This window comes from Vibrio gazogenes, from assembly GCF_023920225.1.
GTDB lineage: Bacteria > Pseudomonadota > Gammaproteobacteria > Enterobacterales > Vibrionaceae > Vibrio > Vibrio gazogenes.
The window spans coordinates 1,500,610-1,512,885 of sequence record NZ_CP092587.1; the positions used below are offsets into that span (position 1 = coordinate 1,500,610).

The window sequence follows — 12,276 nt, forward strand, 5'->3', positions numbered from 1 at the left end:
TGAATGTCCCGTATTAATTGATGGGTTTGCCCAAACAGCGACTGTCTGCATGATGGCTGTTCGGCGTCTCAATCGTCAGAGGTTAAAATCCAGATGAATGAATAATCGAACGAATCTGAGATTTAAAGTCGTTATCTGATAAGTTACTTAGTTCATATAAGACTTCCGCACCCGTTGCGTTGATTTCAACCTCATGATCGTCAATGCTTTCATCTTGCTCGCGAAATAACAGTAAGTGGTAAGCAATCTTGGCAATATCAAGATAAGAAACCTCTTTGGGTTTATGTGGTCTCTCTCTGTTGGATGCCACAGAAAGAAAGTCCTGATCAAATCCCCATGTTTTGAGGACATGATAGCTGGTTCGGTTACAGCGAGATTCAAAAATACGCATAGCCAAGTCATGATCAAGGTAGTTGCCTTGTTCAAGATAGAGATGGTACTCATTGAGTAAACAGAATAACCCGATATCCGCTAATAGACCGACCAGCAATGCTTTGTCTGATTCCAGATAAGCATATTCCTGTGGGTCCAGCTGTTTAAATGCATTGGTGACCAAGACCATCGTTGCACATAGCTTTCGTGAGTTGGTCGCACTTTGACGCAGGATCTGATTACAGTCATCCTGAAGATTCACCGAGTATTTCATTTGTTTCACTGCTTGTGCAGTGACAATGTCTCTGACCCGAAAAATTCCCAGTCTGGATACAGCGGTGTTGATATCGCTATAGGCAATACTTCTTGAATTAAAAATGACGGAATTCGCAATACGTAGGACAACCGCCGTTAAGCCCGGATCATCGATCAGACATTCCGCGACATCAGTGACAGTCGTCGCTTCATCCAAACAGAGTTTCTGGATTTCCAGCACAACCTGAGGGATCGGAGGGAGTTCTATCTTTCCGCTTCGTATAGACAATTCAACCAGTTGGGCAAATTCGGTTTCAATCGCCTGAAATAAGGCTTGTTGATCACTCGGAAGCCAAAAAAAAGAGACGTGATTCATATTTATCAGATTCGTTGCTATTTACGTTATTTTAGCGTTGCACTGACGGCACCGCAATGAATTATCGGTGCGTTATAAAAAATATTGATTTTACGGTTTCAAATTGAGAATACACACGCATATTTATTATCTCTGTGTGATTGCTCTAGTTTTGATGGGACTCATTTCACACCCCTTGCCGAGATTTTAGAAATCAATTCGTTATATCTTTTAAACCGACAATAGGACGATAGCTCGGACGTTCCTGCTATGAATCTCCGAGTTATCGCCTATGACGTCAGCCTGAAATATACATATAACGACTACCGAGGCTAGGGTAAATGATAGCAACAAAATTTTTTGATTACTTAATGGAAAGAGAAAACTTTGACACGAAGTCAATATTTGGGGATATAGGGCTATTTTGGCAAGATGCCATGTTTGCTTTAATCAGCACTAATCATATTTATATTCGAGGAGGCGGTGTTCTGGATGAAAAATTAAATGCGCTAAATTGCTCAAAATATGTCTTTGTTAAAAAACAAAGTATTTCTAAAGTGAATTATTATGATGTTACTGAATTGTTTCAATCCGGTTATCCTTATTTGGGAGAGTTGATCAGCCGTTCCAAGGCATTGGCTATTTTTCAGAAAAAGCAAAAGTATTCATTATCGAACCGACGTTTGAGGGATTTACCCAATTTACACTTGACTATCGAGCGAATGATGAAGAAATCGGGGATTCCGGATGTTGCCACATTCTTTAAATTGGGTGCTTTGAAAGCTTTTATCAAAGTTAGGCAACTGTACGGCACAACGACAGATATTAAACTGTTATGGAAGTTTGTGGGAGCCATTGAAGAAATTCACTGGAAGCTGATCCCGGAAAAGCGCAAGCAGCAGTTGTTGACTGAATGCTGCATCCTGATGGGAATAGAGGAGGGATAATATTAAACAGCCAAGTCGCTTAACTTGGCTGTATTAGTTATGAGTAATTAGGTCAATTGTTCAAATCAATATTTGAAGCGGGCGCTTAAAATGATTTGATCGTCATATGTGTCATTAAAGCGAGCTTCAGCTGCAACCGAAAACAGTTCTGTTGAGTGGAAGCGAGCATAAGCAGCACCCAACCAGTCGTCGTTGTCGTCAATACTTAGATAGCCCACTTTACCACCGACTTCAAGTTGTGGTCCTAACCACTGGCGAACGCCCAGATTCAATTCCATACCGGTATCACTACCTCGGGAATCATCGTGATCAACCATGCGGACTAACATTTCACCGGTGAAATCAGCCCAGTTGTTAATAGGGGCGTGGAAGCCTAAGCCACCTGTTAGATCGTAATCACCTTCAAGTTTTGAATCGACTCGTCCTATCACATGTGCGTTGGGATGAACTGACATACTAAAACCTGCGCCATAAGTATTGGGACTAATACCTATTCGAGCTTCATAGTAGTCATAACTGAAGTTGCTCATCACCGATGGACTATTTGGATCTACCGCTGCAAATGTATAACCAGAGGCTAGTAACAACACTGCCGCACTAATAATTTTACGCATAACCGAACCTATCTTATTTAGAATCCCTGTAAAATGGCAGTAATTCTGCCTTCAATCAACCCTTTAACACATCATAAACCGGATGAAAGGCATAATGCTACCTTAAGAGTGTCATGCTTTTGTCGTGTGAGTGAATCGTATTGCAAATACAATGCCATAAATGAGAGCCAAAACACATCATAACGTGGATAAAAAGGCGATAACTATTTCCACTTAAAAGCATTTGAAAGCGAATGACTATCGAAGACCGTTCAATCATATCATCTTCCCAAAGTCACCTTTAACTACTTGTTTGAATTACTCGTCTTGTTTGAATTACTCGCCAAATTCACGACGTCGTTGTGAAAGTGCTGTAAGTATTTCCGCTGTGTCCAGTATTTTCATCCAGGGTGACAGATCAGATTCGTTCTGAATCATATACTGAGTGAGTTGGTGTTTAATGGTTTGGCGAAGCGCATCGCCTTGCCAAGGTTTACTGATATAAAAATCCAAACCAGCATGGTTAATCGCTTTGACGGTATCATCAAGGCCAGCCTGTCCGGTCAAAAGAATCTTGCGTGCCTTTGCTGTTTGCGGATCGGCATTGAGCTCTATCAGAAATTGAATCCCTGTCTGTTCCGGCATAATGTGATCACAAAGAATCAGTGCCAGAGGGATCTCTTGTTGTTGACAGTCAGACAAGACTTCTTTTGCTTCCGATACCGACTGGGCTGCTTCAACGACGAAATCATCTTCAAAACAGTCGAGGTCTTGGACCACGCTGTCTAAAATCTCCCGTTCGTCATCAACACAGAGGATCAAATAACGTTGATTCATAGCGTGCTCCTTCATCATCACTCTTCATGGTTGCATGTGTTTATCAATGCCCGATTGAACGAGGGGGAGATAAACATCAATCGTTGTGCCTTCACCCACTTGTGAATTGAGTTGAATCCAGCCTTGGTGTTGTTGAATAATCTGCTGACAAACTGAAAGGCCGATCCCGAGACCGAAGTTTCCTTCTTTTTTGGTGGTAAAGTTTAGTTCAAAAATTCTATCTTGGAGTTCAGCCGGAATGCCTGTCCCATTATCGTTCACGGTAACACACAAGTAAGCGCGATGTTGATGTTCGACCTGACGGGTGTGTATTTCAATCTTGCCATTGTGTTCAGGAAGCGCATCGAGTGCATTCGACAGTAGGTTGACCCAGACTTGCTGTAATGCGGTAGGCTGGCCATAAACTAATGAATTTTCTGCATATTCTTTAATCAGTTGATATCTTTTGAGTCGGTTTTCAAAAATGACCAAGGTATCTTCAATGCCCTCATGAATATTGACGGGAAGATAGCCTTCATCGTCTTTACGCGCATAACTTTTCAGACCTTTGACCATATCTGTGATCCGTTGAGCGCAGATAAGCACGGACCGCAGCGCATTACCTGTTTTCATATAATGCTCAAGCTGATGAACGTACGCTTTGGCATCAGTCTTGTCTGTTGTGAGCTGTTCGATGAGCTCACGATCATGATCCAGTTGTAATTTGACTAATTTTTTGGCGAGGCTGCGATCCGGCAACTGATTTTCCAGTGCTTTCACCCGCTGTCTCTCTTCTGATGTTGAAAGCGGTGAGACGGTCATGGCACGGTGCAGTAACGCTGTTGCTTGCTCTGTCAACGCCGGTGTGTGTGTATTGAACACCCACTGAATTTGCTCGGTCAGCGTTTCAGCGCCGCGTTGAATTGCTGCAACGGGGTTATTCAGTTCATGGGCGACCCCAGCCACAAGTTGACCGAGGACGGCAAGCTTCTCCCGTTCTACTAACTGTTGCTGCGTTGCTTCCAGTGACTCGAGCGTTTTCTGTAATTCCAGCTTTGTGGTAATACTACGCTGTAGGCGTCGGTTAAAATGACGTAAAAGTAAATTAGTGAACAGCGGTAATAGTTGACTGTTGGAATGCATCACCTTGGCAAAAACCTCTCGATCAAGCTTGATGACATGGGTTTTGGTCAGGGTGACAGCCGTTGAGAATGAAGCCTCTCCGGTCACAAATGACATCCCACCGACCAGATTTCCTTTTTGATGCCGGACGACTTCGCGTTCATGACCCAGTTCATCTCGCTTAAACAGGGCAACCTCTCCTTGCGTGATAAACCAGAGAAACTGATTTTCTTCGCCTTCCTGGGTGAGCAGGTGATTCGGGGAGTAAGTCCGGCACGCGTGGGTTTCATCCTTTTGCTCAAAGAAAGCATACAGGAGAACGATCACCTTTTCTGCCAGTTCTGTGTCACTCATCTGATGATAATCATGAATAAATCCCTGACGAAAATGTCGCATGGAATTATCCACATGGGCGCGTAAGAGCTGTTTCTGGTCGAGTACTTGACTGTAGTCTAATAAGTTGTCAGATTCGGTGTCGAGAATGAATTGGGTCAGCTCTTTGTAGGCGGTTTGGTACAATATTTGGTCAGGCAGTGGCTTGGTGAGTGCGTGATCCAATCTTCCTTCATTGACGGCAGACAGAATGACCTGAATATCTTTCCCCGCACTGATGAGTACTTTTCTGGCATCCTTGGTATGTGATTGTTTGTCAAGCTGAATTAAGAAATCTGCGCCATTGAGTGCATCATGATGGCAGGCGATCACTAAAGCAACAATTTGTGAACGTTGATGAATAAAATCCAGTGTATACTGCGCGTCGCTGATAGAATCGACGCAATATAGATCGAACAGGCCAGTGAAAGGGGTCAGTTCATGCTGATACTGTTCCACACTGATCGGGTTGTTATCTAAGCAGATAATCGCGTAGTGGTTCACAATGTTCTCACGGATAAGAATATTTTTCAGAAACTTTACCAAGGTTTTACTGATGGGGATGAGAGCTAAGTTCTATAATGAGCGGTTTGTCGGTGAAAAGAAATGAAACAGTCTGGATTGCATGATTGATATGGATGTCATCGATAAATGCCATTGAGAGTGTAAGGATAAATATTCAAATAACTTTTTTGCTTAAACGGATGGGTGTCCATTTCAAAGTTATTTGAATATGTATGATAGACAATAAACCAAAGAGATCCTGTGTTATGAATCAACTTCAAAAAGTAGCAGCAGTTGGCGGTGCGGTCTGCTTGATGGCTTGTTGGCCATTAGTCGTCGGACAGATAGCCGAAAGAGTATTTCAAAACAATATTGGCAATATTGAGAACCAGTTGGTGACCGCAAAAGTGCTGAATTATGACCGTGGATATCTTTCGTCACATGTTCAAACTGAGATTCAGGTGACTGATCCGGGTTTAAAAGCCCAGATGCAGAATGATGATTTACCCACGTCATGGATTTTTAACAGTGATGTGAAACATGGCTTTTTTTCGATTGATGCGGTTACTCAGTTAGATAATCAGCCGGATGAGCCGCTAAAAATCGTGACGCAGACACAACTCAACGGCAATACCCATTTTGAAATCGATAGCCAAGTGACGCATTATCAGGGCACCACATGGTCGATGACATCCACACCAATGTCCTTGTCTGGTGATGTGACAACGTTAGGTGAAATTGATTACCGGTTGAATGTCCCATCAGTGCAGTTTAGTCATGCCGACCTTCAAATCAGTTTAAATAATCTTTATAGCAATGGTCAGGGTAAGAAAGAAAAAGGATTCTGGATTGGTTCTCAAACACTCCAAGTCGATAAAATGGTGATGTCTGATGATTCAGGACTCGGTGATTTTATTTTAGAGAATGTTGGGTATCAGAATACCTCATCAATGGATGCGGATCGGGCCCGATATGATACTCGCCAACAGTTTAACATTGCCAAAATTTCGGCTCAGGATGGTGTGGTTGAACATCTGAACGTGATTTTCTCGATGGGGCAGCTTGATGTCGATAGTTTGGCGAAAATCGCTGAGATATTGGAGCACTATGCCGATATCACGCCGGCTGATGCGCAAAATTTACAGCAAGCACTTGATCAATTGGTTGCCAAAGGTTTTTCAATGGCGTTAGAACAGTTGGATATCGGTTTAACACAAGGACAAATCGAGTCCAAAGTTGATCTGAAATTGCCAGCAGATATGCAAGGCACCCCACAAGACCCAATAGAAATTGTCAAAAAACTGACAGGGCATGTGGAAAGTCAAGTGCCTAAAGCGGTTGCTGATGCTTTTCCTGTATTGCGACAAGGTGTCGATGAATTGGTGACCATGAAGATGATGCGAGAAAATGGTGATGCCTATCAGATGAAGGCAACTGTGCAAGATGGCGACCTTGTGTTTGAAAGTGGGAAAAAAGTACCGCTGATGGTGATATTGATGTCCATGATGATGCAAATGTAACCACTTTTTATCGTTCAATCGATTTATTCTGGGTTATTTCAGCATCAGAATTCGAAAAGAGGCAATTTGCCTCTTTTCTGCTTTTTTTGTCACAGGAAAAGTGATATTAATCAAAGTCTCTATTATAAACGCATGATTGACCGTAGGAGCAACGAAACCATGGAGTTAAAGTCTGACACCGTGTATAACTTCAGTGCAGGCCCTGCAGCTTTACCAAAAGCCGTAATGGAACAAGCGCAATCCGAATTTATCAACTGGAACCAACTGGGCACATCGGTGATGGAAATCAGCCATCGCAGTAAAGAGTTTATTCAAGTCGCTCAAGAGGCGGAGCAGGACTTTCGGGATCTGTTGAATATTCCTGATAATTATAAAGTCCTGTTTTGTCAGGGTGGTGCCAGAGCTCAATTTGCGGCGGTGCCGTTGAACTTATTGGGTCAGTCAACCAAGGCAACTTATATTGATGCCGGATATTGGGCAGAGAGTGCGATCGATGAAGCGAGTCGATACTGCAACGTCGATACATTTGATGCCAAAACTGATATTGACGGACAATCAGCTGTGAAACCTGCCAGTGAATGGCAAATTGCACCGGATTCCGCGTATGTCCACTTCTGTCCGAATGAAACCATTGATGGTATTGAAATTAATGATCTGCCGGTCACGGATAAACCCATCGTGGCAGATATGTCTTCCAATATTCTGTCTCGGGAAATTGATGTCAGTCAGTACGGTGTGATTTATGCCGGTGCTCAGAAAAATATCGGACCGGCTGGGATTACGATTGTTATCGTTCGGGATGATTTACTTGAACTGGCCCATAAAATGTTACCAAGTGTTCTGAGCTATAAAGAACTGGCGGAAAAAGATTCAATGTTCAATACGCCCCCGACATATGCTTGGTATCTTTCTGGTTTGGTCTTTAAATGGCTGAAAAGTCAGGGTGGGGTCAAAGCAATTGAGCAGATCAATCGTGAAAAAGCCGAGACAATCTATGGCTACATCGATCAGTCGTCATTCTATCGCAATACGATTCACCCGAACAATCGGTCTCGGATGAATGTTCCGTTCCAGTTGGCAAAACCTGAACTGGACGGAAAATTCCTTGAGCTAGCCAAAGAAAGAGGTTTGGTGGCATTGAAAGGGCACCGTGCCGTAGGTGGTATGCGAGCGTCAATTTATAATGCAATGACATTAGCAGGTGTTCAGGCATTGGTTGCGTTTATGCAAGAATTCGAAGCGGAATATGCATAACCCTGAATTCCCACTATGATTGGTTGAAAAAAACGCAGCAAAGATGCTGCGTTTTTTTATGGGTTACGATGCTTTTACCCGTTTGGATTTGGCAGTATTTTTGCCACGTTGCTGGGATTTCGCTGGCTGAGATGACGTTTCCTGAGATCGCGTTCCCTGAGATCGATCGCGTCCCTCGCGTAATGGTGCAAATCCCGGTTGAGATTTGCTGTGTTTGGTCGCAAAACGCTTCGCTCCGTGCCTGCCGGATTGTCTGCGCTGCGCCGGTGTTTGCTTGTGTTGATCATCTGCCGGAATCAGACAGTGTGGTCCGTCTCCAATCAGATATTTTTTCCCCATATCGACCAGAGCTTGTCGGATTAATGGCCAGTTATTCGGATCATGATAGCGAAGTAATGCTTTATGCAAACGGCGCTGACGTTCTCCTTTAGCCACCGGAACAATATCCCGCTTTTTATATTTAACGCGTTTGAGAGGATTAGTCTCCGCATGGTACATGGCTGTGGCGTTACACATCGGGGATGGGTAAAAATTTTGAACTTGGTCGCATTCGAAATTATTTTTCTTCAGCCATAGCGCCAAATTCAACATATCTTCATCTTCGGTGCCGGGATGCGCTGAGATGAAATAGGGGATTAAATACTGTTTTTTCCCGGCTTCAGCACTGTATTGCTCAAACATCGTTTTGAACTGTTCGTAAGTGCCCATCCCGGGCTTCATCATTAGATCTAACGGCCCTTTCTCAGTATGTTCCGGTGCAATTTTCAGGTAGCCGCCGACATGATGAGTCACCAGTTCTTTGACATATTCCGGTGATTCGATAGCTAAGTCGTAACGGACACCGGAAGCAATCAATACTTTCTTGATGCCTTCCACTTGGCGAGCTGAACGGTATAAATCAATCGTATGTTTGTGGTCCGTATTGAGCTTATGGCAGATGCCCGGGAATACACAGGAAGGGCGGCGGCAATTGGCTTCGGCTTTCGGATCCGAGCAGCCTAAACGATACATGTTGGCCGTCGGCCCGCCGAGATCAGAGATTGTGCCGGTAAAGCCGGGAACCTTGTCGCGAATTTCTTGCAACTCTTCCAGAATCGATTCTTTCGAACGATTCTGAATGATTCGGCCTTCGTGTTCGGTGATTGAACAGAAAGAACAACCGCCAAAGCAGCCACGCATAATATTGACCGATGTTTTGATCATATCGTAGGCCGGAATTTTCGCTTTTCCGTAGCGAGGATGCGGAACCCGGGCGTAAGGCAGGCCAAACACGAAATCCATTTCTTCAGTAGACAGCGGAATCGGCGCCTGATTGACCCATAATTCTCGATCACCATGTTTTTGTATCAGGGCTCGTCCTGAGTATGGGTTGGTTTCCAAATGAAGCACCCGACTTGCGTGTGCATAAAGAATCCGGTCATTGACCAGTTTTTCATACGACGGGAGACGAACCGCAGTCGTTTCAGCATCATGACGGGAAGGTCGAATGGTAATCGGTTGTGCCGCGGTCTCGCTGGTAGTATTGGTTTCACAGTCGGGTTCTGCCTGATAAGGATTGGTCGGCACAAACGGTTTCCCCGGCTTTTCTATCCGTGAAGAGTCGATGACTCGATAGTTATCAGGGGCTTGCGAGCGGATCACGGCTGTGCCCCGAATATGTGTCATCGACTGAATCGCTTCTCCTTGTGCCAGTCGGTGGGCCACTTCAACCAAGGCTCGTTCAGCATTACCAAACAGTAACAGGTCAGCTTTGGCATCAAATAAGATCGAACGACGGATTTTATCGGACCAGTAATCATAATGGGCGACACGACGCAGACTGGCTTCGATACCACCTAAAATAATCGGTGTTTCTTTATAGGCTTCGCGGCAGCGTTGAGAATAGACCAGTGTCGCTCGATCCGGCCGTTTTCCACCCTCATTTCCGGGTGTGTAGGCATCATCATGACGTAGTTTTTTATCTGCGGTATAACGATTGATCATTGAGTCCATGTTGCCGGCAGTGATACCAAAGAACAGATTTGGCTGCCCCAACGCCATAAAATCATTTTTGTTATGCCATGCCGGTTGCGAAATAATGCCGACCCGGAATCCCTGTGCTTCGAGCAGACGACCGATTATCGCCATACCAAAGCTTGGGTGATCAACATAGGCATCACCGGTGACGATGATGACATCACAGCTATCCCAGCCCAACTGGTCCATTTCTTGTCTGCTGGTTGGCAGAAAAGGTGCGTGACCAAAGCATTTGGCCCAATAGGGTTCATACTGATGAATTGGCGTTGTGGCGCTGTGCATATTTTAACCTCATGAATGTGCGGCGGGCATTATAGCGGCAAGTGAGGGGACTCGCCAGCTTCATTCATCCACAAAATCAATGGGTGATTGATTTGTCGTGATAAGGGATTGTTGACACGATGTGCCTCGACAGTTCTGCATCATTCAGCTTTCATCCAACCGTGTTTTTGGTATGATCGCGCTATCTAATTTTATGCCAGATTTCGTTATGCTGAACGCTTTTATTGCTGTATTGCTTCCAATGACCGCCGGATCACAATTCATTCTTACGCTCGTTTTGACTCGAGGAGAAATTTGCCCGGGACAACGCGGGAGAATTCACCGCATTTTACCGCTCTTACTCGTGCTATGGCTGCTGGTTGCTTCCCAGCATTTATATACATTGTTAAATGTTGCGCTGATTGGTTATTTCTATTCTCAGGTTAAAACGGGTAAAACGCGACAAGAAGGGCCACTTAAAATACTTTACCTCGCAAATGGGGTGGCCGGACTGACAATGTTTTTCGCTATATTGACTGCTCCGAATTGGGTTGCTGCGGTGACGTTGATATTGTCATGCTTGTTGTTAGGTGCAATCGCAGCACACTGGTTACTGACGGTTGCCAGAACGCGTCTGCAAGCTTTCCACCGGCTGTTACCTATTGCAGGGATTCTGGCGGCGATGTTACTGACACTTTGTATTGTACCGTTGGCTGCCAATATGGATCCGATTCAGTTGCATAATGTACTTCACTCCATTTTGCTCAGTTTTTCCTTGTTAGTCGTTGCTGTGATTATCTGGTCGTGGCATTTACTGATGGCCAAAAGCGCGGATAAAGTTCAGTTGGGGATCTCCTGTGTGGTGCTTTTAACGTCGATGACCGGGTTTCATCTGTTGTATTTCTAATTCGGTGGTATTTTTATTCCGTTGTTTGTCACGATTTAGCACTACACTTAAATTTGGTTGACTTCATTCAGGCTTATAGCTCCAGAATCGCCAAAAGGAGGGTAGTGATGGACTTTTCAATGATTGATCGTTTAGACAACTCGATTTTACTGGGTATCGTCAATGAGAAACTGCGGCTCGAATGTGAGAGTTTTGATGATTTAGTGACCACTTATGAGTTCAACTCTCAAGCAGTACTCGATAAGTTAGGTCATCTGGGCTATCAGTATGATCCGCTCACCAACCAGTTTAAAGCCGAAAACTGAGTGTATCATCGGCTGAGAAAGGGCGCGTTTCATTGAATGAACAATGCCAGATTGGCATCAGCAAGGCCGGATGTGACATTCGGCTTTGCTGATGTTGAAATGTCATTCAGAATCATTGATTTTGTGAATGACTGGCTGTGTTGAGCGCGATTGTTACTCGGGTTGATGGTCTTTGACCGGGGTGTAAAAGGAACGTTTCGGACTATCCAGAACCACATGCGTTGTGACCCGCCGGATTCTCGGATTCTCCTGCATCAATTGTTCGATAAACGCATCATATTCCAGCGCTGTGGCTGCGGTCACCAAGACCATCAGGTCGAATTGGCCGGTCACATAATAGATTTGCTGGATGTTTTCTTTCTGTTCGGCCCAGCTTTTGAAGTGGGAGAGAGTCTGGTAGTTATCTCGTTCGATCTCCAAACCTGCCAAAAAGCTCATATGATTCATCAGATATTGCGGATCGATGATCGCGACTTCCTGTTGAATGACCCCAGCTTGACGTAATTTTTTGATTCGACGTTGCACAGCGGATGCCGATAAACCAACCTGTTCTGCAATCCGTTCGGTTTGCAACCGGCAGTTGCGTTGCATGATATCCAGTATTTTCTTATCAAATAAGTCAAGTTGCATAATATAAAGTCTTAAGATGCGGATTTTCTGCATATTACGATAAAAAA

11 protein-coding genes are annotated in these 12,276 nt (G+C 44.3%); 5 read left to right on the top strand and 6 right to left on the bottom strand.

From position 1 onward, the window contains the following. Positions 1–82: 82 nt before the first annotated feature. Entirely contained in the window at positions 83–1,003 is a 921-nt protein-coding gene (locus tag MKS89_RS06770; protein ID WP_072957123.1) for an HDOD domain-containing protein, read from the bottom strand. Between the two features lie 320 nt (positions 1,004–1,323). On the opposite strand from MKS89_RS06770, the gene MKS89_RS06775 reads away from it, so the two are divergent. Further along, entirely contained in the window at positions 1,324–1,929 is a 606-nt protein-coding gene (locus MKS89_RS06775; RefSeq protein WP_072957126.1) for a TfoX/Sxy family DNA transformation protein, read from the top strand. A gap of 65 nt (positions 1,930–1,994) precedes the next feature. On the opposite strand, the gene MKS89_RS06780 is transcribed toward MKS89_RS06775, so the two are convergent. From MKS89_RS06780 to MKS89_RS06790, 3 genes are all read right to left on the bottom strand, one after another. Continuing rightward, entirely contained in the window at positions 1,995–2,543 is a 549-nt protein-coding gene (locus tag MKS89_RS06780; RefSeq protein ID WP_072957128.1) for a hypothetical protein, read from the bottom strand. Between the two features lie 315 nt (positions 2,544–2,858). Further along, complete coding sequence (locus tag MKS89_RS06785; protein WP_072957131.1) at positions 2,859–3,359, bottom strand: response regulator; 501 nt, start codon at positions 3,357–3,359, stop codon at positions 2,859–2,861. Between the two features lie 24 nt (positions 3,360–3,383). Further along, positions 3,384–5,336, bottom strand: a complete 1,953-nt coding sequence (locus tag MKS89_RS06790) for an ATP-binding protein (RefSeq protein WP_072957132.1) — start codon at positions 5,334–5,336, stop codon at positions 3,384–3,386. 266 nt (positions 5,337–5,602) lie between these two features. On the opposite strand from MKS89_RS06790, the gene MKS89_RS06795 reads away from it, so the two are divergent. After that, on the top strand, positions 5,603–6,856 hold the full coding sequence (locus MKS89_RS06795) for a DUF945 family protein (RefSeq protein WP_072957135.1): 1,254 nt from the start codon (positions 5,603–5,605) through the stop codon (positions 6,854–6,856). Positions 6,857–7,015: 159 nt separating this feature from the next. After that, on the top strand, positions 7,016–8,110 hold the full coding sequence (gene serC / locus MKS89_RS06800; protein WP_072957137.1) for a 3-phosphoserine/phosphohydroxythreonine transaminase: 1,095 nt from the start codon (positions 7,016–7,018) through the stop codon (positions 8,108–8,110). A gap of 63 nt (positions 8,111–8,173) precedes the next feature. On the opposite strand, the gene MKS89_RS06805 is transcribed toward serC, so the two are convergent. Then, entirely contained in the window at positions 8,174–10,408 is a 2,235-nt protein-coding gene (locus tag MKS89_RS06805; protein ID WP_072957140.1) for a YgiQ family radical SAM protein, read from the bottom strand. Positions 10,409–10,616: 208 nt separating this feature from the next. Between MKS89_RS06805 and MKS89_RS06810 the strand changes: the two genes are divergently transcribed. Together MKS89_RS06810 and MKS89_RS06815 are read left to right on the top strand one after the other, a co-directional pair. After that, entirely contained in the window at positions 10,617–11,294 is a 678-nt protein-coding gene (locus tag MKS89_RS06810) for an HI_1241 family integral membrane domain (protein ID WP_072957488.1), read from the top strand. A gap of 107 nt (positions 11,295–11,401) precedes the next feature. Next, positions 11,402–11,599 (top strand): DUF4250 domain-containing protein, encoded by a 198-nt coding sequence (locus MKS89_RS06815; RefSeq protein WP_072957142.1) that lies wholly within the window; start codon positions 11,402–11,404, stop codon positions 11,597–11,599. Positions 11,600–11,752: 153 nt separating this feature from the next. Here MKS89_RS06815 and MKS89_RS06820 read toward each other — a convergent pair whose 3' ends face one another. Next, positions 11,753–12,229: an Lrp/AsnC family transcriptional regulator gene (locus MKS89_RS06820; protein ID WP_072957489.1), complete on the bottom strand. Its 477-nt coding sequence runs from the start codon at positions 12,227–12,229 to the stop codon at positions 11,753–11,755. Positions 12,230–12,276: the final 47 nt, after the last annotated feature.